The following is a 20,906-nucleotide window of genomic DNA, read 5'->3' on the forward strand; positions in this document are numbered from 1 at the left end:
CCTCACTCAAGGGTCGCTGGCTGTCCTCCCTCGGGCAGCGTCCACCAGCGTAAGACGCGCCGAAGACCCCGGTCCTGTGAGGTAAGGCTCACTTGGCACCGGGGCCTTCGACGGGCGGGGTCAGCGGGTGACCGCGGCCTCCAGAGTGAAGGGCGCGGAGAAGACCGGCGTGGTCCGCCGGGACTCCACGACCAGCTCCCAGACGCCCGGCTTCGGGTCGGCGTAGGAGCGGCCCTCGGGGGCGCAGCCGTAGCCGTCGTAGTAGCTGCTGTAGCAGGAGAGGGTGCCCGCGGCCACCTTCTCCGCCGACATGCCGGTCGGGCCGAAGGCCCACCAGCGGATCTGGCTGCCCTCGGGGGCGCCGGAGAGCTTCACGTCGAGGCTCTTGGTGCCCTCGGGGACGACCACGGTGTAGTGGGTGGTGCCGTTCCGCTCGGAGACGCCCGTCACCTTCCAGCCGTCGGTCAGGTCGGCCCCGGCCTCGACGGCGAGCATGGCGTGCTGGTCGACGGCCTTGGTGGCGGGGTTGTCGATCGTCAGCACGGCGCTGTGGACACCGGCGGTACGCGGCTTCGCCGTGACCTTGACCGTGGTCGGCACCCCCTTGGCCAGCTTCACGGTGCGCGGCACGGAGAAGGAGCCGGTGTCACCGGTCAGGTCCAGCTTGTACGGGGCGCTGCCGGCCTTGCCGGAGGTGCGGGTCAGCGTCACCTCGTAGGTTCGGGACTCGCCGGGCTTCTGGCCGCCCGTGGTGGGCGCGCAGGAGTTGAAGACGCCGCTGCCGGTGTGCGGGGTGACCAGCTGGCCGGAGAGCGGGGTGCAGACGGGGGCGGAGACGGTCACGGCGTCGCCGGTGCCGTTCCGCTTCTCCAGGTGCTTCCAGGCGCCGGCCACGTCGAACTGGCCGCGGCCCTGGGCGATGGCGGTGACCCCGCGGATCGGCGCGGCCGAGGAGTAGATCGCGGCGCGCAGCTCGGCCGGGGAGGGGGCGAGGCGCTTCTGCCCGGCGGCGGAGAGGAGCAGGGCGGCGGCGCCGGTGGCCTGCGGGGAGGCCATCGAGGTCCCGTTCATCATCGAGTAGCCGGCGGGCAGGGTGTAGCCGGTCTCGGCGACCGAGGTGGGCGCGATCCAGCTCGGGGTCGGGGCGACGGCCGAGCCGGGCGCGGTGATGTCGGGCTTGAAGCCGCCGTCCTCGCGGGGGCCGCGCGAGGAGAACGGGAAGATGTCCCGCTTCGCCTTGACCTCGGAGCCGTAGTTGGCCCAGTAGGTGTCGGCCGAGACCGAGGCGCCGACGCTGACCACCTGGTCGGCGGCGGTCGGGTCGCCGATGGTGTTGGCGCCGGCGCCGGAGTTGCCGCCGGAGATGAAGAGCTGGACGCCGGACTCCTCGACGAGCCGGTTGTAGACCAGCGCGCGGGCGCTCTGCCCGTCGTTGAACTCGGGCGACGACCCGATCGACATGTTGATGACGTCGACGCCGTGGTCGTGGGCGAGGTCGATCATGCCGTCGGTCAGCGCGGCGCTGGAGCAGCCCAGCGAGTGGCAGGCGCGCATGGAGACCAGCTTCGCGCCGGGCGCCTGGCCGTCCATCTTCCCGCCGAACATGCCGTGGGCGGCGGTGATGCCCGCGACGTGGGTGCCGTGCGCCACGTCGATGTAGTTGAGCGCGACGCCGATCACCGAGGAGGAGAGCATGTCCCGCTTGACCTGCACGGTGAAGGGGACGCTCTCGTTGATCCCGGTCGCCGGGTCGTCCTTGCCGAGGAAGCCGACCTGGTGCTTCTCCGCGTACGGGCGCATCAGCTCCTCGTCGGTGAAGTCGAGGTCGCCGTCGGTGTCCACCCGGACCGCGTCGTCCCCGTCGTGGTGCAGCACGCCGATCTTGCCGGTGAAGCCGTTGGGCAGGGTGTTGGTCTTGGCGCTGAACCGCAGCCCCTCCTCCTCGGGCAGCGTCCAGACGTTCCCGGTGTCCGGGTCGGTGTACTTCGGGCCGCTCACCTGGCGGGAGACGAGTTGCCAGGTGTTGTCGAAGAGCATGTCGATGAAGTTGTTCGGGTCGGTGCCCGTCACCGTGTCGACCAGCTTGCGCTCACCCGTGGTGGTCTTCGCCAGCGCCGGGTGGGTCGGGTCGACACCGCTGTCCATGATGCCGATGGTCACGCCGCGGCCGTCGTACGTCTTGTGCCGCTTCTTGAAGTCGGCCGACCCGGTCTCGCCGGTCGGCATGTACGGGTTGGCGTCCGGGGTCTTCGCGGACGGGCCGGCCGGCAGCTTCCTGGCGCCGGAGCCGCCCTTGCCTCCGTGCCCCTTGCCGGTCAGCTCGCCGTCGGGGCGGACGTCCTCCAGCTGGAGCAGTTCGTCGGCGTCGACCGCGACCACGCCGTCCAGCGCGAGGAGCGCGTCGACCGTGGCGAAGGGGGCGTTCACCTTGACGTAGCCGACCTCGGCGTCGGTCCGGGTCACCTCGGCGCCGAGCGCCGCGATCTCCTCCGCCACCGCCGCCGTCCGGCCCTCCTGGACCGCGACGATCAGGGTGACGAAGTCCGGGGTGGCGCGCAGCGCGTCCGGCTGCGCGGAACGGGCCCGGCTCTGCTGCTGGTACTGCTTGATCAGTGCCCGGTCGTGCGCGCCCAGCTTGTCGGCGGCGGCGACGGGCTGCGGGGCGGGGGCCGCCGCGGCGGGGAGGGCGGAGACGGAGAGCGTGCCCGCGGCCAGCGCGGCGGTGGCTATCGCCGCGACGGTGGGTCTGAGAAACGGCATGAGTGTCCTTACACGACTTCGATGACGTCCGGGGGACCTCGAACAGCGCCACCGTGCCACGGAGCGAGCCCCCGAATAACCGTCCTCACCTGGCGGTTCGATGCCTTGTCGTAAAAGCGACAGCGGCGGCGACCGCGACAACATCCGCTCACGGCAAGGGCGTTCGTGTACGACCGGAGGCCCCTCCTCGCGCCGGGCGCACCCCCGCCCCCGCGACCCGGCCGGACCGCCCCGGCTCCTCTCACAGCCAGTGCAACTGCGCCGCACGCCACCCCAGTTGGAGTCGTGTCTGCGCCCCCGCCAGCGCCAGCAGCCGGTGCACCCGCCGCTGCACGGTCCGCATGCTCAGCCCGAGCTGGGAGGCGACCGCCCGGTCCGTGTAACCCGCCAGCAACAGGGAGAGCAGATGCTGGTCGTCCGAGGAGAGCGGGCCGTCCGCCACCACCTGGAGCGCCGCCGGGACCGGCAGGGCCGACTCCCACACCTTGTGGAAGAGCCACACCATCGCCTCCAGGACCAGGCCCTCGCGCAGCACCGCCCGGGGCACGGGGGTGTGCTGCTCCCTGGGCAGCAGCAGGCCGCGCCGCCGGTCGGAGAGGACCAGCTTGAAGGGGACCTCCACCGTCACCCGCATCTCCTCGCCCAGCGCCGCCCACTCCTCCAGCAGCAGCGGCGAGTCCGAACTGCCCGGCTCCAGCCGCGCCCGCTCGTAGACCACCCGGTACCGCACGCCCGCGTCCAGGGCGTCCCGCTGGCCCGCGTTGGCCTCGGCCGGAACCGCCACCGCCGGGCCGCCGGTCAGGCAGAGGATCTCCTCGCGGGCCTCCCGCTGGAGCCGCGCGTACCGCTCGGCGACCTGCCGCGCCCCCTCCACCACCTCCACCGACTCCCCGGCCCCCGCCCCGTCGCCGAACTCGCGCGCCAGGCGCTCCACCGCCAGCCGGGTCCGGCGCAGTTCGTCCATCCGCTCCAGGACCCGCAGCCCCAGCGAGACCTCCGGCGGTGCCGCGCGCACCGCCCCCGGCCCGGCCGGGCCGTCCTCGGCGAGCCCCGAGGCCAGCAGGGCGCCCAGCGCCGCCGCCACCCGCTCCTCGGGCAGGCCGGTGCGGGCGGCCAGCTCCGCGGCGTCCCGGGCCGGCGCCGCCAACAGCGCCAGATAGATCCGCTCCTGGCCCGCGTCGAGCCCGATCCCCTCCAGCAACGCCCCGCCCCTTCCGCCCCAGGTCACCCGGTACCCGGAGACACCCCGGGCGGACTCACCCTTCCGCCGGGGATCACCCGGCGCAAGAGCCGCCCGCCCACGCCACCGGAACTCACCTCCGGTTACTCCTCCGGAACATGACAGAGCGTCTAATCTGGCCTGGACCACGGAGTGACAGGGGGAGTGGGATGCGCGACGAAGACGGGGCCGGCCAGGCCGGTGACGGGGCCGCGTCCGAGCCGCTCGCCCCCTACACCGTGATCCAGGACCGCTTCGAGCTGCGAGAGACGATCGGCAGCGGCGGAATGGGCGAGGTCAGGAGGGCGTACGACCGGAGGCTGGACCGCTTCGTCGCCATGAAAGGGCTGCTCGGCCACACCGGGAGGTCCGCCGACACGCAGCAGGCGGCGAGGGACCGGGCCCGGCGCGAGGCCAAGGCCCTGGCCAAGGTCGAGCACCAGAACGTGGTGACCGTCCACGACCAGGTCGAGACCGACGACCAGGTCTGGATCGTGATGAAGCTGCTCGAAGGCCGGTCGCTGGCCGACCTGCTGCGCCACGAACGGGTCCTGGGTGTGCCCCGCGCCGCCGACATCGGCCTCCAGATCCTCCACGGCCTCCAGGCGGTGCACCGGGCAGGGGTCGTGCACCGCGACGTGAAGCCGGGCAACGTCCTCGTCCGCGACGGGGGCCGGGCGATCCTGGTGGACTTCGGCATCGCCTCCATCGCCGGCGCGAACAAGCTGACCAAGCTCGGCGTCCCCATCGGCACGCCCCCCTACATGGCCCCCGAACTCTTCGCCCCCGCCTCCCCGGGCCCCAAGTCCGCCTCCGACCTGTGGGCGCTGGGGGTCACCCTGTACGAGATGGCCGAGGGGCGCCTGCCCTTCCGCGGCCACGAGGTCTGGGAGATCCAGGAGAACATCCGCAGCACCCCCGAGCCGCCCTACCGCTACTCGGGCCCGCTCGCCCCGGTCATCCAGGGCCTCCTCGACCCCGACAAGGACCGCCGCCTCGACGCCGGCACGGCCGAGGCGATGCTGCGCGAAGTCCTGCGCGACCCGGACCTCCCGGCAGCCCCCCTGCCCGAACAGCCCACCCAGGCCGCGGCCCCCGACTTCACGCCGGACCCCGAGCCCGCCGCGCCGGTCCCGGTGGCGGCGCCGGAGGAGCCTTCGGTCGCGCGGGAGGAGAAGCAGGGCGGCGGCCGCCGGGGCTGGAAGACGGGGCTGGCCGTGGTGCTGGCGGCCGTGCTGGCCGGGGGAGGCTGGTACTTCTCGCGGGACGGCGAGCCGTCGGGGTCGTCCGGCAGCGGGAGTGAACCGGCCGCGACCGCCGCGGAGAAGCGGTGGGAGAAGTGGCGGAGCGCCAACGAGGTCCTGCGTGTCGGCGTCAAGAAGGATCAGCCCCAGCTCAGTGAGGAGAAGGACGGGGAATACCAGGGCTTCGACATCTCCATGGCCCTCGCCATCGCCAAAGCCCTGGGCTACGAGAAGGGCGACGTGCTGTTCGTCCCGGTGAACACCGAGAACCGGTCCACCATGCTGGACAACAAGCGGGCACATCTGATTGTGGCTTCGTACAGCATCACCGATGAACGCGAGAAGGAAGTCGACTTCGTAGGGCCCTACTTCCGAGCGGGGCGGACGTTCCTCGTCCGCGAGAAGTCCACGCAGTACGACCTTCGCAGTGCCGCCGACATCAAGCAGAAGGACGTCCGGGTGTGCACGGCGGCCCACTCGACCTACGAGCGCCACCTCAAGGAGGGCGGGTACAAGGCGTACGCGCCCCAGCCCGCCAGTTACGAAACGTGTGTGGACAAGCTGCTGGACGAAACGGCCGACGTGTACGCGGTCGCCTCCGACGACGTCCTCCTCGCCGGACTCGCCTACGAGAAGCGGGGCCAGGTGAGGCTGCTGGACAGCGGTGCGGGGACGGAGGAGTACGGCGTGGCCATGCGGCCCGAGGACCAGCCGCTGAAGGGCAAGGTGTGTACGGCGCTGCGGCAGATCATCACCAGCGGTGAGTGGGACCGCATGTACAAGGACCACCTGGCCGTCCTGAACCTGCCGCCCTGGGACGCCCCCGATCCGCCCAAGTGCGGCGCGTGACGGCCGGTCCGCCCGCGTACGGGACCGAGTTCGGCCGAATCGTTTCGACGCCATCCCTGGTCGCGATCTATCGCGTCTGGGTACCCTGGTGGGGTGGACCTCCAGAAGCAGCCCCAGAGCTCATCCGAAGCGGCCCAGCCGGCCCGGCCCACGGCGGAGGCCGAGCTGCGTGCCTCGGACGCCGACCGCGACCGCATCGCCGACCTCCTGCGCGACGCCCTCGCCGAGGGCCGCCTGACCGCCGAGGAGCACTCCGAGCGCATCGACGGGGTCTACGCGGCCCGCACCCTCGGTGAACTGGAGCCCCTCGTCCGGGACTTGCCGGGCGCCCGGCCCGCCCAGGCCCCCGCGCCCGGCCCGGGCACGGTCCCGGCCGAGCCGGACGAGAACCTGGTCGCGGTCTTCTCCAGCGCCGTCCGCAAGGGCCGCTGGCGCCCCGGCCGCCGCACCCACGCGTACGCGGTCTTCGGGAACGTCGAGATCGACCTCAGCGAGGCCCTGTTCGAGTACCAGCACGTCGTGATCAAGGCGTTCTCCGTCTTCGGGAACGTCGAGGTGACGGTCCCCGAGAACGTCACCCTGCGCGGCTCCGGCAGCGGCATCCTCGGCAACTGGGAGATCGACCACCTGGAGTCCCCCGAGCCCGGTGCCCCGGTCGTCCAGATCACCGGCGTGGCCGTCCTCGGGAACGTCGAGGCCAAGCCGAAGCGCGGCTCGATCCTGCGCGATCTGCACCACAAGATGCGTAAGCATCTGGGCAGTTGAGGCCGGTGCCCGGTCACCGTGTCCGATGACCGGGCGGACACGTCCTGACGGCGGTGCACGCCAACGCAGTGCATAGGCCCGCGCACAGCGGGTATTGCTTGGGGCATCGCCGCTCGCTCGCGAAGCCGTCGTCAGGAGTAGACCGTGCAGCATCCGCCGCATCAGTCCCTGGTCGCCACCGTGCCGCCCCAGCGGGTGCCCGCGCGAGAGCGCGACCAGGACACCCCATGGCATTCGGATGCCGTCTGCCGCAGGGATGAAGCGGGCCTCTTCTTCGCCCCGTCCAAGGAGCCCACCGCGGCCCGCCTCGCCCGCGAGGAGGCCGCCAAGCGGGTCTGTGCCCAGTGTCCCGTCATGATCCAGTGCCGGGAGCACGCCCTGCTCCAGCCCGAGCCCTACGGCGTCTGGGGCGGCCTCACCGCCGCCGAGCGCCGCGTGGTCCTGGCCCGTCGCAGGCGCCGCGACCTCGACCTCACCTCCGGCCCGATAGCCGCCGCGGGCTGAGGCCCGCAGAGCGAAGGGGCGCCCCTCCGGCGGGGGGCGCCCCTTCGTCGTGCTCGCGCGGGTGCCGCCGCACACGGCGCCCCGCGGGTGGTGCTGCCCTGCTGCTACTTGGCCCGGTCGAAGTCCACGGCGCTGTAGGCGCGCAGCTTGGACAGGCGGTGGGTGGAGTCGATCCGGCGGATCGTGCCCGACTTGGAGCGCATCACCAGCGAGGAGGTGGTGGCGGAGCCGGCGCTGTAGCGCACGCCCGGCAGCAGCTCGCCGTCGGTGATGCCGGTGGCGACGAAGAAGACGTTCTCGCCGCTGACCAGGTCGTCGGTGGCCAGGACCCGGTCCAGGTCGTGCCCAGCCTCCAGGGCGCGGGCGCGCTCCTCGTCGTCCTTGGGCCAGAGCTTGCCCTGGATGGTGCCGCCGAGGCACTTGATGGCGCAGGCCGAGATGATGCCCTCGGGGGTGCCGCCGATGCCGAGCAGCATGTCGACGCCGCTGCCCTCGCGCACCGCCATGATCGAGCCCGCCACGTCGCCGTCGGAGATGAGCTTGATCCGGGCGCCCGTCTGCCGGATCTCCCGCATGATGCCCTCGTGGCGCGGCCGGTCCAGGATGACCACGGTGACGTCCTCGGGCGTCGCGCCCTTGGCCTTGGCGACCCGGCGGATGTTGACCGAGACGGGCGCGTTGATGTCCACGTAGTCGGCGGCGGCCGGACCGGTGACCAGCTTGTCCATGTAGAAGACGGCCGACGGGTCGAACATCGTGCCGCGGTCGGCGGCGGCCAGCACCGCGACGGCGTTCGGCTGGCCCTTGGCGGTGAGCGAGGTGCCGTCGATCGGGTCGACCGCGATGTCGCACTCGGCGCCGGTCCCGTCGCCGATCCGCTCCCCGTTGAAGAGCATCGGGGCTTCGTCCTTCTCGCCCTCGCCGATGACGACGACGCCGTTCATCGAGACGGTGGAGACGAGGGTGCGCATGGCCTTCACGGCCGCGCCGTCGGCGCCGTTCTTCTCACCGCGGCCGACCCAGCGGCCGGCGGCCATGGCGGCGGCCTCGGTGACCCGCACGAGTTCCAGCGCGAGGTTGCGGTCGGGGGCCTCCGGAGAGACCTCGAGGGGGGCGGGCAGATGGTGCTCGGTCATCGGGCGCACCTTTCTGTACGACGACGGCCGGATGAGGGTATGGAAGCGACTCTATCGGTAGGCCGACAATATGAGCAGACCGGGGCACGGATGAGCAGATCGTCCGGTTTTCCTACCGGGCAAGTCCGGAAACCGCTGCTCAGGGCGGGTTGGTCGGGGTGGGGGAGGGGTGGTCCGGGGCACCTGCGACGATGGTCCCGTGGCAGGTATGAAAGGCAAGCAGACGGTCAAGGACATGATCCTCTCGATGGCCGCCATCGGCATCGTGGTCGCGGGGATCTACGTCTTCATCCCGCACGACGACACCGAGAAGCCGCCGGAGGCGATCAGCTACGACGTGGAGCTGAGCACCGCCCGCCGCGCGGCCTCGTACCCGGTCGCGGCCCCGGTCGGGCTGCCGGACGACTGGCGCGCGACCACCGTGCGCTACAAGGGCGCCGAGAACGAGCGCTGGCACCTCGGCTTCTACACGCCGGACGGCAAGTACGTCGGGGTGGAGCAGTCGGTCGACCAGCCGGAGCGCTTCATCAAGGAGGCCACGCAGAGCGCGGAGGCCACCAAGATCACTCAGACCATCAACGGCGAGCCCTGGAAGCGGTACGAGGGCGAGCGGTACGACGCCCTGGTCCGCCAGGACGGCGACGCCACCACGGTCGTCACCGGCAGCGCCTCGATCGGCCAGCTCAGCAAGGTCGCGGCGGCCCTGGAGACGGCTGCGCCGGAGGGCGAGGAACAGGGCCAGGCGGACCAGGCTTCCTGAGGCCGCCCGCGCCCGTACGCGCGCACGGCACGCGAAAGGCTCCGCTCCCCGAGGCTGGGGGGCGGAGCCTTCGTCGTGCGCGAGCCGGCCGTCGGATCAGACGGTCGTGACGACGTCCTCGTACTCCAGGCGCGGGGAGCGCGGGAACCAGGCGTCCTCGCCGGGCTTGCCGATGTTGACGATCATCAGCGGGGTGTGGTCGGCGTCGAGGAACTCCTTCTGGACGCCGGCGAAGTCGAAGCCGGTCATCGGGCCCGCGGCCAGGCCGGCGGCGCGGACGCCGACGATGAAGTAACCGGCCTGGAGGGCGGCGTTCACGGAGCCGGCGGCCTCGCGGACCGGGCGCTCGGAGAAGAAGGTCTCGGCGATGCCCGGGGCGTGCGGCATGAGCCGGGGCAGCTCCTCGTGGAACTCGTGGTCCGTGGAGAGGATGGCGACCAGCGGCGCGGTGGCGGTCTTGGGGCGGTTGCCCTCGGCCATGTGCGGCAGCAGGCGCTCGCGGGCCTCGGCCGAGCGGACCAGGGTCACGCGCAGCGGGCTCTGGTTGAACGCGGTCGGGCCGTACTTGACCAGGTCGTAGATGGCCTGGACCTGCTCGTCGGTCACCGGCTCGTCGGTGAAGGTGTTCGCGGTGCGGGCCTCGCGGAACAGCAGGTCCTGGGCGGCGGGGTCAAGAACGAGAGACATGCGGGGGGAACCTCTTCGTGTGGTGCGGTGGCGTGCGTGACCGACCGTACGACGAAGACGTTTAAGGTTCAACAAAAATGGGGGCGTGTGTGAGGCGACTCACCTGACGCCGTCCTTGCCCGCCCCTTCGTTTGCGCGTAATGGGGACGCCCTTTACCCGCTCTTGGTGATCAAGGCCGGTGGCCTTACTCCCCGGCGCCCCCGGTGTCCCCCGTCTCCTGCTCCTCCTCGGCCAGAGCCGCGTCCAGGCGGGCGCGGGCGCCGTCCAGCCAGCGGCGGCACACCTTCGCCAGCTCCTCGCCGCGCTCCCAGAGCGCCAGCGACTCCTCCAGCGTGGTGCCGCCCGCCTCCAGCTTGCGGACCACCTCGATCAGCTCGTCGCGCGCCTGCTCGTAGCCGAGCGCGGCCTCGCCGGGGGTGGGTGTCGTGGTCATCGTCTGCGTCCTTCTCCTTCGCCCGCCGCTCGGCCGGCCCGTCGTCTCGTCCCGGCGGCCTCGCCGCCGCCTGCCCTCTCCTCGCGGGGGGGCGCCTCCGCCCGCCCCGCCCGCCTCAGCCTCCGGCGGCCTCCGCCCCGTCTTCATCGACCCGGCGCACCACCAGCTCGCCCTCGGCGACCCGGGCCCGCAGCTCCGCCCCGTACGCCACGTCCTCCGGCGCCCGCACCACGGCGCCCTCGGCCGTCTGCAGGACCGCGTACCCCCGCTGGAGCGTCGCCGCCGGGGAGAGCGCCACCACCCGGGCGCGGGTGTGGGACAGCTCGGAGTCGGCGCGGTCCAGGAGGTGGCCCAGGGTCCGCCGGGAGCGGTCCAGCAGGGCCGAGACCCGCTCCTCGCGCTCCTCGACCATGCGGTGCGGGTGCTGTATCGAGGGGCGGGCCAGGGCGTGGGCGAGGCCCCGCTCCTCGCGGTCGACCAGGCCGTGCGCGGCGCGGCGGGCCCGGTCGCGGAGCTGGCGGACCCGCTCGTGCTCCTCGCCGACGTCCGGGACGACCTTCTTGGCGGCGTCCGTGGGCGTGGAGGCGCGCAGGTCTGCCACCAGGTCCAGCAGCGGGGTGTCCGGCTCGTGGCCGATCGCGGAGACCACCGGGGTGCGGGCGGCCGAGACGGTGCGGATCAGCTCCTCGTCGGAGAAGGGCAGCAGGTCCTCCACGCTGCCGCCGCCGCGCGCCACCACGATGACGTCGACCTCCGGGTGCGCGTCCAGCTCGCGGACCGCCTCGGTCACCTGGGCGACCGCGTGCACGCCCTGCACCGCGACGTTGCGCACCTCGAAACGGACGGCCGGCCAGCGGTGCCGGGCGTTCTCCAGGACGTCCCGCTCGGCGGCCGAGGCGCGGCCGCAGACCAGGCCGATCAGCTGCGGCAGGAACGGCAGCGGCCGCTTGCGCTCCAGCGCGAACAGCCCCTCCGCCGCCAGCGCCTTGCGCCGCTGCTCCAGCCGGACCAGCAGCTCGCCCACGCCGACCGGGCGGATCTCGGCGGCCCGCAGCGACAGCTGCCCCCGGGGCGCGTACCACTCGGGCTTGGCGTGGACGACGACGCGGGCGCCCTCGGTGACGACGTCCGCCACGGCGTCGAAGACCTTGCGGTAGCAGGTCACGCCCACCGAGATGTCGTGCGCCGGGTCGCGGAGCGTCAGGAAGACCACGCCCGCCCCCGGCCGCCGCGAGAGCTGCGTGATCTGTCCCTCGACCCAGACCGCGCCCAGCCGGTCGATCCACCCCCCGATCAGCCGGGAGACGGCTCCGACGGGCAGCGGCGCGTCCGCAGACGTATCTACACCCATGCGCCCGAGCGTAACGGCCGCCGCCGACACCCCGGCCGGGAACCGGTGACGGCCCCGCTCAGGGGCCGCCTACCCCTCGATCCCGCGTCCGCGCTGCACGAAGAGCACCACCAGCCCCACCGCCAGCCACACCAGGCCCACCACCTGCGCCGCACCCGACGCCTCCACGATCACCGCGATCGTCACGGCCGCGCCCACCACCGGCAGCAGCAGGTGCCGCCACCAGCTCACCCGGCCGCCCTCGCCGCCCCGCTTGACCACGAACCAGCCGACGACCGAGGCGTGCAGCAGGGTGAAGGCGGTCAGCGCGCCGATGTCCACCACCGAGACCAGGTGGTCGAGCCCCTCCGCCTGGTCGGCCGCCCAGACCGCCGCCACCATCGTCACCACCGCCGCGCTCAGCAGCGCCACCCGCGGCACCCCGGAGTCCGTCCGTGACAGCACCTTCGGCAGCCGCCGCTCCCTGGCCATCGCGAAGAGCAGCCGCCCCGCCGCCGCCTGCCCCGCCAGCGCCGCGAAGGCCGCGCCGATCGCCTTGCTCACCGCCACCAGGTCGTGCAGCCAGGTCCCCACCGAGGCGTCCACCGCGTCGTAGAAGGCCGAGCCCTGCTTCTCCGGCTGGTCCGCCAGCTCCGCCGAGCTCGCCGGCTCCAGCAGCGCCACCAGGTACGTCTGCACCACGAAGAGCGTCCCCGCCAGCACCAGGCAGAACAGCACCGCCCGCGCCACCCGCCGCGAACCCCCGGTGACCTCCTCGGCGAACGAGGCGATCGCGTCGAACCCGAGGTACGACAGGACGGCCACCGAGACCGCCCCGAGCACCGCGCCCAGCGAGAAGGCGCCCTGCGTCCCGTCGCCGGTCAGCGGCGACAGCCAGTCCCGGGCCGCGCCGTCCTGGACCAGCACCACCACGGCCGCCACCACGAAGACCAGCAGCACCGCGATCTCCATCGCCAGCACCGCGAAGCCGACCCGGGCCGCCGCCCGTACGCCCCACAGGTTCAGCAGCGTCGTCACGACCACCGCCAGCGCCGTCCAGACCCACGAGGGGACCGAGGGCACCAGCGCGTTCATCGCGATGCCGGAGAAGAGGTACGCCACCGCCGGGATCAGCAGGTAGTCGAGCATCGCCATCCACCCGGCGATGAACCCCGTCCCCTTGCCGAGCCCGGCCCGCGCGTAGGCGAAGACCGACCCGGCCCGCGGCACGACCTGCACCATCTGGGCGTAGCTGTACGCGGTGAACGCCATGGCGACCGTGGCGCAGAGGTAGACGAGCGCCACCGCGCCGTGCGAGCGGGCGTCCAGCGCCCCGTACACGCCGACCGGGGCCATCGGCGCGATGAAGAGCAGGCCGTACACCACCAGGTCGCGGAAGCCCAGCGTCCGCCGCAGCCCGTCCCGTTCTGTCCCGGCCGACGCGCCCGCCGTACCCGGTCCGCTTCCGTCCGCACTCGTCATCGGGCCGCACGCCTTTCGCCTCGCTCTCCCGCGCGCCTCGGGCACGCGGGCCGGAACCCCCTCCTCCACCCGCACCAGTCTCACCAGACGGGGCGTCCGCCGGGCCGTCCGACACGGCCTTACGATGGGTCCATGACTGCTACGCCCAGCCCGTCGCCCACCGCCAAGCGTGTCCTGCTCGCCGCTCCCCGGGGGTACTGCGCGGGCGTGGACCGTGCCGTGATCGCCGTCGAGAAGGCCCTGGAGCAGTACGGCTCCCCGATCTACGTCCGGCACGAGATCGTGCACAACAAGTACGTCGTCCAGACCCTGGAGCGGAAGGGCGCGATCTTCGTCGAGGAGACCGCCGAGGTCCCCGAGGGCTCGATCGTCATGTTCTCCGCGCACGGCGTCGCACCGACCGTCCACGCCGAGGCCGCCGAGCGGGGGCTCGCCACCATCGACGCGACCTGCCCGCTGGTCACCAAGGTCCACAAGGAAGCCGTCCGCTTCGCCCAGGACGACTACGACATCCTCCTCATCGGCCACGAGGGCCACGAGGAGGTCATCGGCACCTCCGGCGAGGCCCCCGACCACATCACCCTGGTGGACGGCCCCGAGGACGTCGAGAACGTCGAGGTCCGCGACGACTCCAAGGTCGTCTGGCTCTCCCAGACCACCCTCTCCGTCGACGAGACGATGGAGACCGTCGACCGGCTCAAGGAGAAGTTCCCCCAGCTCATCTCCCCGCCGAGCGACGACATCTGCTACGCCACGCAGAACCGCCAGATCGCCGTCAAGCAGATGGGCGGCCAGGCCGACCTCGTCATCGTCGTCGGCTCCAAGAACTCCTCCAACTCCGTGCGCCTGGTCGAGGTCGCCCTCGGCGCCGGCGCCCGCGACGCCCACCTGGTCGACTTCGCCGAGGAGATCGACGAGGCGTGGCTGGAGGGGGTCAGCACGGTCGGCGTCACCTCCGGCGCCTCGGTCCCCGACGTCCTGGTCGAGGGCGTACTCGAATGGCTCAGCACCCGGGGCTTCGAGGACGTCGAGCTGGTCAAGGCGGCCGAGGAGTCCATCACCTTCTCGCTGCCCAAGGAACTCCGCCGGGACCTGCGCGCCGAGGCCGCGGCGCTCGGCTCCGCCGAGTAAGCCCCGCACCACCCCGCACGCCCGCACCGGGTGGACCGACACCCGGTGACGGAGCGTGTTTCGCCGTACCGTGGACGGTATGCAGATCTTCGGCGTGGACATCGGCGGTTCCGGCATCAAGGGCGCCCCAGTGGACCTGGAACGCGGGGACCTGGCCCAGGAACGGCACAAAGTGCTCACCCCTCAGCCGGCCACCCCGGACGGCGTCGCCGACGGCGTCCGCGAGGTCGTCCGGCACTTCGGCTGGACGGGGCCGGTCGGCGTCACCTTCCCCGGCGTCGTCACCGGCGGCACGACCATCCGCACCGCCGCCAACGTCGACAAGGAGTGGATCGGCGTCGACGCCGCCGCCCTCCTCTCCGAACGCCTCGACGGCCTCCCGGTCACCGTCCTCAACGACGCCGACGCCGCGGGCGTGGCCGAAATGCACGGGGGCGCCGGACGGGGCCGTACCGGAACCGTCATCATGCTCACCTTCGGCACCGGCATCGGCAGCGCCCTCTTCACCGACGGCCACCTCGTCCCCAACACCGAGCTGGGCCACCTGGAGCTGCACGGCCACGACGCCGAGAAGCGCGCCTCCACCAAGGCCAAGGAGGACCACGACCTCAGCTGGGAGCACTGGGCCCGCCGCGTCCAGAAGTACCTGGCCCACGTCGAGATGCTCTTCTCGCCGGAGCTCTTCATCATCGGCGGCGGCATCAGCCGCAAGGCCCACAAGTTCCTGCCGCTCATCGAGGGCGTCCGCGCCGAGATGATCCCCGCCGAGCTGCGCAACAACGCCGGCATCGTCGGCGCCGCCATGGCCGCCTCAGCGGCGGGCGCGGCCCCGGTCCTGGTCGTCGAGGAGGCCACGGAGGGCTGGGCGGAACCGGAGGGACTGGCCTGACCGCGCCCGGCCCGCCGGTCTACGGCGCCACGCGGCTGCGCGGCGCCCGCCGGCCGGAGGGCCCGGCCTCGTGGTCCGTACGGGGCGCGGCCTGCTCCGCGGCGGGCCGCCGCGGAGCGGAACGGGCCTTGCGCCGCGCCGCCGACATGAGCCGCACCTTCCGCACGGTCACGATCACCCCGGCGACCAGCGTCCCGCCGTAGAGCCATCCCGCGTTCAGCGCCAGCGTCGTCACCAGCCCCATCACCTGCCCGGTGAACCCCGCGCCGCCGCCCTCGGCCACCGGCAGCACCCCGATCGCGTACGCCAGCGGGACCACCACCGGCCCCATCGCGAGGTCGGCCGGCCGCACCCACAGCCCGGTCAGCGCGCAGACCGGCAGGAACAGCACCCCGAAGGCCACCGTCTGGGCCCCGGCGGGCAGCAGCCACGCCACCGCTCCGGCCACCACCATGGCCGCCGTCGACAGCAGCCCCGCCCCGAGCCCCGTCAGCCGGGGCCGGGGCATCCGCCGCACCACGCCCCGGGGGCGCGCGGCGGGCCGGCCGGGCCGGCCGGGACGTAGCCGTACGGCCCGCGCCGCGTCCTGCCCCCGGCGGGGGCCCGGAGCCGCGGGCGGGCGGGCGTCGGCCGGGGAGCCCTGCGCGGGCAGGGGCGCGGGGCGGCGGGCTTGCTGGGCGGACGTGCTGGGTTGCTCCACCGGGACAAGGTAGGTGGCCCCCCGCCCCGGCCCCCACCAGGAACACGCGTTTCGGCCGAGCTTGCCCGCACCTGGCGGGCACAGGTCACCCCCTGCGGCGTACACCTTCGCCCGTCCGGCCGCCACCCCGGTGGCGGACCGGTCACGGGCGGCCCGCCGTAGACTGGGTCACCGGTCCGGCGCCGGACGCCGTACGCCACCCCGCACCACGCCACTCCACACACACCCTGGGAAGTCGCCACCGTGTCGCTCACGATCGGAATCGTCGGCCTGCCGAATGTCGGCAAGTCGACCCTGTTCAACGCCCTGACCAAGAACGACGTGCTGGCGGCCAACTACCCGTTCGCCACCATCGAGCCCAACGTCGGCGTCGTCGGAGTCCCCGACCCCCGCCTGGCCAAGCTCGCCGAGATCTTCGGCTCGGCCAAGATCCTCCCGGCCACCGTCGACTTCGTCGACATCGCCGGCATCGTGCGCGGCGCCAGCGAGGGCGAGGGCCTGGGCAACAAGTTCCTCGCGAACATCCGCGAGTCCGACGCCATCTGCCAGGTCATCCGCGCCTTCAAGGACGAGAACGTCGTCCACGTCGACGGCAAGATCTCGCCCAAGAGCGACATCGAGACGATCAACACCGAGCTGATCCTCGCCGACCTCCAGACCATCGAGAAGGTCCTCCCGCGCCTGGCGAAGGAGTCCCGGATCAAGAAGGACGTCCAGCCGAAGGTCAAGGCCATCGAGGAGGCCAAGGAGATCCTGGAGACCGGCCAGACCCTCTTCGCCGCCGGCATCGTCCAGGGCACCGAGAAGGCCGAGCCCCTCCACGACCTCCACCTCCTCACCACCAAGCCCTTCCTCTACGTCTTCAACGTCGACGAGGACGAGCTGACCGACGACGCCTTCAAGGCCGAGCAGCGCGCCCTGGTCGCCCCCGCCGAGGCGATCTTCCTCAACGCCAAGCTCGAAGCCGACCTCGCCGAACTCGACGACGACGAGGCCCTCGAACTCCTCCAGTCCGTGGGCCAGGAAGAACCCGGCCTCGCCACCCTGGCCCACGTCGGCTTCAACACCCTCGGCCTCCAGACCTACCTCACGGCAGGCCCCAAGGAGACCCGGGCCTGGACCATCAAGAAGAACGCCACGGCCCCCGAAGCCGCCGGAGTCATCCACACCGACTTCCAGAAGGGCTTCATCAAGGCCGAGGTCATCTCCTTCGAAGACCTGGTGGAAACGGGCTCGGTCGCGGAGGCCCGCTCCGCGGGGAAGGCCCGCATGGAGGGCAAGGAGTATGTGATGCGGGACGGGGATGTGGTGGAGTTCCGCTTCAACGTGTAGCGGGTGACACAGCACCACGTTGGTGATTCTGTGAACATGCAAGCCAGGAGAGGTCCGGCCTTTCGGGGGCGGGCCCCTTCGTTTTCACCGTGCTGGATCGGTGGAGGGCGCGGCATACTCCTGTCCCTTCCTGGAAAGGGCCGGCCTCAGCGCAAGCGGGCGATCGGCGCTTGCCTCGGAACGGCCGTCTGCCTCGCCAGGTCGTGGGCGCGGTGATCGGCCGCGAAGCCGTGCGCTTCCCCCGTGTGGCCCGTTCCCCCGCTGGATCAAGCGAGGGGCCTCCGGGGCCAGGTGAGGCGGGCGTGCTCGTGGCCGCTCATGGTCACGGCGCGACGCTACCGCCGCCTCGGCGACCGCCGGCGTGGACACGATCGAGCACCGCACCAGGAGGCTACCGGGCCGGCCTCCGGGTGCCCGGAGTTCCGCTCCCGTCACCGGTCCCCGTCCCGAGGGGCCGCCAACCGGGCTCGTCCGCCGCGCGTGGCGTCAGGCGGGCAGGGGGTGGGCGGGGCCTTCCGGCGGTCGAGCCGGGGGTGGGCGCCGTCGGAGGTCACCGTGAGCCCGTACCGGTCCGGCGCCGGACGCCCGGCACCTGGCCGCCGTCAGCCCGGTCCGGAACGGTTCAGAGAACGGCCCCGCCCGGCCACGGCGCTCCCCGTCGGCGGACCGCCCCTGACCTCACTGTCTCCGTGGCGGACCCGGCCCACCGGTCCACCGCTCTCACGGCCGGTCAGGTTCGCCGCTTCCGCCGACCGGTTCCGTCAGGAGGCCGGGAAGCCGTGCAGCGTGAGTACGACGAGTGCTGCCGCCAGCACCGCGCCGCCCCCGACCGCCAGCAGCGGCAGCCGGTCCTGGAGGCGGTCGTCCCAATCCTCGCCCGCCCGGGAGGCGTACCGCAGCGCGGGCGTGACGGCGCGGCCCAGCGCGAAGCCGAGGCCGGTCAGCAGCGCGGTGCCCACGTCGTTCGCCAGCAGGACGGCGAGCGCGGCGACGTAGGGCAGGCTCGCCGACACGTAGGTGCGCACCCCCGTGCCCAGCTCGAAGCCGAACTGGAGCGCGCCGCGCACCAGGTCGCGCTGGAGCACGTCCTGCGGCACCTGCCGGGCGTTCTGCGGCAGCCGCAGCGTGACCAGACCCGCGTCTCGCGCCACCCCCAGCAGGGCGGCCGTGATCGCGACAGCTGGTCGCCAGCCCTCGGGCACCGGGGTGAGGAGCCCCGAGAGAAGCCACAGCGCGGTGGCCGACAGGAGGCCGCCGAGCAGCAGTCCCGCCGTGAAGACCCCGAGTACGGTGGTCTGTTGATGGATGGCCCGCCAACCTGGCGAGGCAAGCGCGTGCGCGCTGTTACGCGTTCAAACGGAGCCGGAGAGCGAGTAACCGGCGAGCCCGCCGATGATTGCCCAGGTGAGTACGGGCGCGTACCAGGCGGCCGCGACCGTGCCGCAGACCAGCGCGAGCACCGGCACCGCCGGGTCCGTCAGCCGGCCGCGCCACGGGGAGCGGGCAGCTCCCGGCGGGAGACCGCTCACCCCGCCCCGCCGAGCAGCGCCCGCCAGGTCTGCTGCCCGACGACGCCGTCCACGGTGAGCTTGGCCGCGCGCTGGACCGCGCGGGCCGCCTCGTCGGTACGCGGCCCGAAGACACCGTCCACGGTGATCGGGTGGCCGTGCTTGACGAACTGCCGCTGCGCCGCGCGCACCGGCTCCCCCCGGTCGCCGCTGTCGCCGCTGCGGACCGTGACGACGAGCCGGGGCCAGGTCTGCGCGTTCACGACCCCGGTCGCCTCCAGGCCCACGGAGGTCTGGAACTCCTGGACGGCCGTCTGGGTGGCCGGTCCGAAGATCCCGTCCGGGTCGGTGGCGAAGCCGTGGTGGGAGACCAGGTGCTGGGCCGCGTGGACGTCGGGGCCCCGGGCGCCGGAGCGCACGGTGGGCCAGGTGACGGTGCCCTCGCAGCCGCAGTCGGTGGTCCAGCGGCAGATCGAACGCACCCAGCCCGAACCGGAGTTGATGTAACCGTCGTGGCAGCGGCGCTCGATGCCGCAGGCACAGGCGCCGCACGCGCCGGTGAAGCGCCACAGCCAGCCGTCGTAGGTGCCGGAGTAACACTGGTTGGGCCGCAGGGTCCAGGTGACGCCGTCGTTCTTGTGGAAGCCCTCGTGCTCGCCGCTGGTTTCGCAGGAGGCGGCGTGGACGATGCTGGGGCCGCAGCCGGGGGAGCAGTCGTGCTCGGAGGCGTACGAGGGACACTCGCCGGTCCAGATGTCGTACCCGTCCGCGTACGCCTCGCGGGCCGCCGAGAAGACGCCCAGCGAGGCGAAGCCGACGGCTGTCGCGGTCTGGAGGGCGGTCCGGCGGGACATGGCGAACCGCGGCAGGCTCAGTCCCTTCCCCCTGCGCTTCCCGTCCGGGCGCACCCGGCGGGCGGGCCGGTCGGCGCCGTCGGGACGGCGCAGCATGGGGATGTCGTCGAGGGTGGTCATCACACGCTCCTCGGCTGGCTGGGACGGGAGTCGGCGAGCAGTTCACGGAGCGCGGCGGGGGAGCCGAGCGGCTCCGAACGCCGTACGTGGCCGCTCGCGCCGACGAGTACGGCGAACGGGGTGGCGATGGCGTCGTAGGCGGTGAAGAGGTCGGGGCGGTGGTCGACCACCGGCACCGCGGTCGAGGTGGCGGGCGCGGCGCCTGCGTACACCGCCCGTGGAGCGGGGGTGGCGTCGTCCGCGAGCAGCCGGTCGGCCTCGTCCAGCACCTCGGCGCAGGTGCGGCACTCGGCGCTGAGGAAGAGCAGCAGCGTCTCCTGGCCCTCGTCGAGGAGTTCACCGGCGTGCGGCGCGGGGGAACCGGGCGTCACCCCCGGGTGGCGGGGGACGCGGGCCACCCCGCCCCGGGAGAGCTGGTGCACCTGGCGCACCAGCCCGGAGACCACCAGCGCGAGCAGCGCGATGGCGACCCAGGACAGGAGCAGGGCACTGGTCACGAAGTCCACGGTTGACGACCTCCTGCGACGGGGGCGGTGCCCGGGCGGGGCGGGACCACCGGATCGGGCAGGTGCACCCGCCGGAGGGCCCGCGCCGGCGGGGTGGACCGCCTCCCACCTTCCGGGGGCTGTGGCGTTCCGGACGGCAACGACCGTGTCCCCGCGCCCGGTTGGGTCATCGCGGCCGGGAGCATCCACAGCAGCGTGGCGAAGGTCAGCGCGACGAGGGCGACGACGGCCGTCTCGGCGGCGCCCTCCGGCGGCGTCCCAGGCCCGGCGGACACCAGGAGGCCCAGCAGGGCCAGCGCGGCGAACGTCCAGGCCCGGCCGGTGACCCAGCCGCTCAGCGGCACCTCGGCGCGGGAGCAGCCGCAAGGGCCGCCGCGGCCGGTGGCCAGGGCGTGCCGGGTGTAGAGCGCGTAACAGGCGAAGAGCGCGGCGGCCGCGGCCAGCACCGCGGTCAGCCCAGACCGGTGGCGGCCGAGCAGGGCCGCCGTCCCGGCTGCGACGAGCAGGCATTCGGCCACCGTGACCACCCGGGCGGCCGGCCCCACCGCGCGCCCCGGCAGGACGGCGTGGGCGCGCAGCGCGCCGGGGAGCGCGGCCGGCCGGGTCAGGTGCGCGGCGCAGCCCGCGAGCAGGACGAGGAGGACGACCGCGGTGGCGGCGCTGCCCAGGAGGCCCAGGGGGGTGCTCACCCGCGGC

At 73.1% G+C, this 20,906-nt stretch carries 19 protein-coding genes; 7 read left to right on the forward strand and 12 right to left on the reverse strand.

The features are described from left to right. Positions 1-120 precede the first annotated feature (120 nt). On the reverse strand, positions 121-2,760 hold the full coding sequence (locus IF45_RS0123220; RefSeq protein ID WP_030309337.1) for a S8 family serine peptidase: 2,640 nt from the start codon (positions 2,758-2,760) through the stop codon (positions 121-123). 241 nt (positions 2,761-3,001) lie between these two features. After that, positions 3,002-3,961, reverse strand: a complete 960-nt coding sequence (locus tag IF45_RS0123225) for a helix-turn-helix domain-containing protein (protein WP_030309339.1) — start codon at positions 3,959-3,961, stop codon at positions 3,002-3,004. 188 nt (positions 3,962-4,149) lie between these two features. On the opposite strand from IF45_RS0123225, the gene IF45_RS0123230 reads away from it, so the two are divergent. From IF45_RS0123230 to IF45_RS0123240, 3 genes are all read left to right on the forward strand, one after another. After that, on the forward strand, positions 4,150-6,072 hold the full coding sequence (locus IF45_RS0123230; RefSeq protein ID WP_030309341.1) for a serine/threonine-protein kinase: 1,923 nt from the start codon (positions 4,150-4,152) through the stop codon (positions 6,070-6,072). Positions 6,073-6,165: 93 nt separating this feature from the next. Then, a complete protein-coding gene (locus tag IF45_RS0123235) occupies positions 6,166-6,837 on the forward strand; it encodes a DUF1707 SHOCT-like domain-containing protein (protein ID WP_003948239.1) in 672 nt (223 codons plus the stop codon). 144 nt (positions 6,838-6,981) lie between these two features. After that, on the forward strand, positions 6,982-7,341 hold the full coding sequence (locus IF45_RS0123240; RefSeq protein ID WP_003948238.1) for a WhiB family transcriptional regulator: 360 nt from the start codon (positions 6,982-6,984) through the stop codon (positions 7,339-7,341). A 104-nt stretch (positions 7,342-7,445) separates the two neighbouring features. Here IF45_RS0123240 and glpX read toward each other — a convergent pair whose 3' ends face one another. Continuing rightward, complete coding sequence (gene glpX, locus IF45_RS0123245) at positions 7,446-8,477, reverse strand: class II fructose-bisphosphatase (RefSeq protein WP_010638224.1); 1,032 nt, start codon at positions 8,475-8,477, stop codon at positions 7,446-7,448. A 208-nt stretch (positions 8,478-8,685) separates the two neighbouring features. Between glpX and IF45_RS0123250 the strand changes: the two genes are divergently transcribed. Continuing rightward, positions 8,686-9,237, forward strand: coding sequence for a DUF4245 domain-containing protein (locus IF45_RS0123250; protein WP_030309343.1), 552 nt, complete (start codon positions 8,686-8,688; stop codon positions 9,235-9,237). Positions 9,238-9,333: 96 nt separating this feature from the next. Here IF45_RS0123250 and IF45_RS0123255 read toward each other — a convergent pair whose 3' ends face one another. From IF45_RS0123255 to IF45_RS0123270, 4 genes are all read right to left on the reverse strand, one after another. Beyond that, positions 9,334-9,924 (reverse strand): malonic semialdehyde reductase, encoded by a 591-nt coding sequence (locus IF45_RS0123255; RefSeq protein WP_003948235.1) that lies wholly within the window; start codon positions 9,922-9,924, stop codon positions 9,334-9,336. 185 nt (positions 9,925-10,109) lie between these two features. Continuing rightward, the gene (locus IF45_RS0123260) at positions 10,110-10,358 is read right to left on the reverse strand and encodes an exodeoxyribonuclease VII small subunit (protein WP_010638216.1); all 249 of its coding nucleotides are present in this window, start codon (positions 10,356-10,358) and stop codon (positions 10,110-10,112) included. Positions 10,359-10,473: 115 nt separating this feature from the next. Then, positions 10,474-11,709, reverse strand: a complete 1,236-nt coding sequence (gene xseA, locus IF45_RS0123265) for an exodeoxyribonuclease VII large subunit (RefSeq protein ID WP_018895009.1) — start codon at positions 11,707-11,709, stop codon at positions 10,474-10,476. A gap of 69 nt (positions 11,710-11,778) precedes the next feature. After that, positions 11,779-13,170 carry an APC family permease gene (locus IF45_RS0123270; RefSeq protein ID WP_008414138.1) on the reverse strand — a complete coding sequence of 464 codons (1,392 nt, stop codon included), beginning with the start codon at positions 13,168-13,170 and terminating at the stop codon, positions 11,779-11,781. Positions 13,171-13,302: 132 nt separating this feature from the next. Between IF45_RS0123270 and IF45_RS0123275 the strand changes: the two genes are divergently transcribed. After that, positions 13,303-14,301: a 4-hydroxy-3-methylbut-2-enyl diphosphate reductase gene (locus IF45_RS0123275; RefSeq protein ID WP_030309346.1), complete on the forward strand. Its 999-nt coding sequence runs from the start codon at positions 13,303-13,305 to the stop codon at positions 14,299-14,301. 79 nt (positions 14,302-14,380) lie between these two features. Continuing rightward, on the forward strand, positions 14,381-15,190 hold the full coding sequence (gene ppgK, locus IF45_RS0123280) for a polyphosphate--glucose phosphotransferase (protein ID WP_010638212.1): 810 nt from the start codon (positions 14,381-14,383) through the stop codon (positions 15,188-15,190). 19 nt (positions 15,191-15,209) lie between these two features. Here the strand turns inward: ppgK and IF45_RS0123285 are convergent, their stop codons facing one another. Further along, on the reverse strand, positions 15,210-15,698 hold the full coding sequence (locus IF45_RS0123285; RefSeq protein ID WP_030309349.1) for a DUF6542 domain-containing protein: 489 nt from the start codon (positions 15,696-15,698) through the stop codon (positions 15,210-15,212). 435 nt (positions 15,699-16,133) lie between these two features. Between IF45_RS0123285 and ychF the strand changes: the two genes are divergently transcribed. Then, positions 16,134-17,222, forward strand: a complete 1,089-nt coding sequence (gene ychF, locus IF45_RS0123290; protein WP_003948227.1) for a redox-regulated ATPase YchF — start codon at positions 16,134-16,136, stop codon at positions 17,220-17,222. 761 nt (positions 17,223-17,983) lie between these two features. On the opposite strand, the gene IF45_RS0123295 is transcribed toward ychF, so the two are convergent. The 4 genes from IF45_RS0123295 to IF45_RS0123315 form a co-directional block, all read right to left on the reverse strand. After that, entirely contained in the window at positions 17,984-18,373 is a 390-nt protein-coding gene (locus IF45_RS0123295) for a hypothetical protein (RefSeq protein ID WP_242534350.1), read from the reverse strand. Between the two features lie 374 nt (positions 18,374-18,747). Beyond that, entirely contained in the window at positions 18,748-19,704 is a 957-nt protein-coding gene (locus tag IF45_RS0123305; protein WP_030309353.1) for a peptidoglycan-binding domain-containing protein, read from the reverse strand. After that, on the reverse strand, positions 19,704-20,201 hold the full coding sequence (locus IF45_RS0123310) for a hypothetical protein (protein ID WP_226660305.1): 498 nt from the start codon (positions 20,199-20,201) through the stop codon (positions 19,704-19,706). The genes IF45_RS0123305 and IF45_RS0123310 overlap by 1 nt, the downstream gene beginning before the upstream one ends. Next, the gene (locus IF45_RS0123315) at positions 20,198-20,899 is read right to left on the reverse strand and encodes a MauE/DoxX family redox-associated membrane protein (RefSeq protein WP_030309355.1); all 702 of its coding nucleotides are present in this window, start codon (positions 20,897-20,899) and stop codon (positions 20,198-20,200) included. The genes IF45_RS0123310 and IF45_RS0123315 overlap by 4 nt, the downstream gene beginning before the upstream one ends. Positions 20,900-20,906: the final 7 nt, after the last annotated feature.

It is taken from the genome of Streptomyces albidoflavus (genome assembly GCF_000719955.1).
Classification (GTDB): Bacteria; Actinomycetota; Actinomycetes; order Streptomycetales; family Streptomycetaceae; genus Streptomyces; species Streptomyces albidoflavus.

What these genes read in the sequence shown, in the direction of transcription:
- IF45_RS0123220 (WP_030309337.1), bottom strand. Translation starts at nt 2,760, where the DNA reads ATGCCGTTTCTCAGACCCACCGTCGCGGCGATAGCCACCGCCGCGCTG.
- IF45_RS0123230 (WP_030309341.1), top strand. Translation starts at nt 4,150, where the DNA reads ATGCGCGACGAAGACGGGGCCGGCCAGGCCGGTGACGGGGCCGCGTCC.
- glpX (WP_010638224.1), bottom strand. Translation starts at nt 8,477, where the DNA reads ATGACCGAGCACCATCTGCCCGCCCCCCTCGAGGTCTCTCCGGAGGCC.
- IF45_RS0123250 (WP_030309343.1), top strand. Translation starts at nt 8,686, where the DNA reads ATGAAAGGCAAGCAGACGGTCAAGGACATGATCCTCTCGATGGCCGCC.
- IF45_RS0123255 (WP_003948235.1), bottom strand. Translation starts at nt 9,924, where the DNA reads ATGTCTCTCGTTCTTGACCCCGCCGCCCAGGACCTGCTGTTCCGCGAG.
- IF45_RS0123260 (WP_010638216.1), bottom strand. Translation starts at nt 10,358, where the DNA reads ATGACCACGACACCCACCCCCGGCGAGGCCGCGCTCGGCTACGAGCAG.
- xseA (WP_018895009.1), bottom strand. Translation starts at nt 11,709, where the DNA reads ATGGGTGTAGATACGTCTGCGGACGCGCCGCTGCCCGTCGGAGCCGTC.
- IF45_RS0123270 (WP_008414138.1), bottom strand. Translation starts at nt 13,170, where the DNA reads ATGACGAGTGCGGACGGAAGCGGACCGGGTACGGCGGGCGCGTCGGCC.
- IF45_RS0123275 (WP_030309346.1), top strand. Translation starts at nt 13,303, where the DNA reads ATGACTGCTACGCCCAGCCCGTCGCCCACCGCCAAGCGTGTCCTGCTC.
- ppgK (WP_010638212.1), top strand. Translation starts at nt 14,381, where the DNA reads ATGCAGATCTTCGGCGTGGACATCGGCGGTTCCGGCATCAAGGGCGCC.
- IF45_RS0123285 (WP_030309349.1), bottom strand. Translation starts at nt 15,698, where the DNA reads ATGCCCCGGCCCCGGCTGACGGGGCTCGGGGCGGGGCTGCTGTCGACG.
- IF45_RS0123305 (WP_030309353.1), bottom strand. Translation starts at nt 19,704, where the DNA reads ATGACCACCCTCGACGACATCCCCATGCTGCGCCGTCCCGACGGCGCC.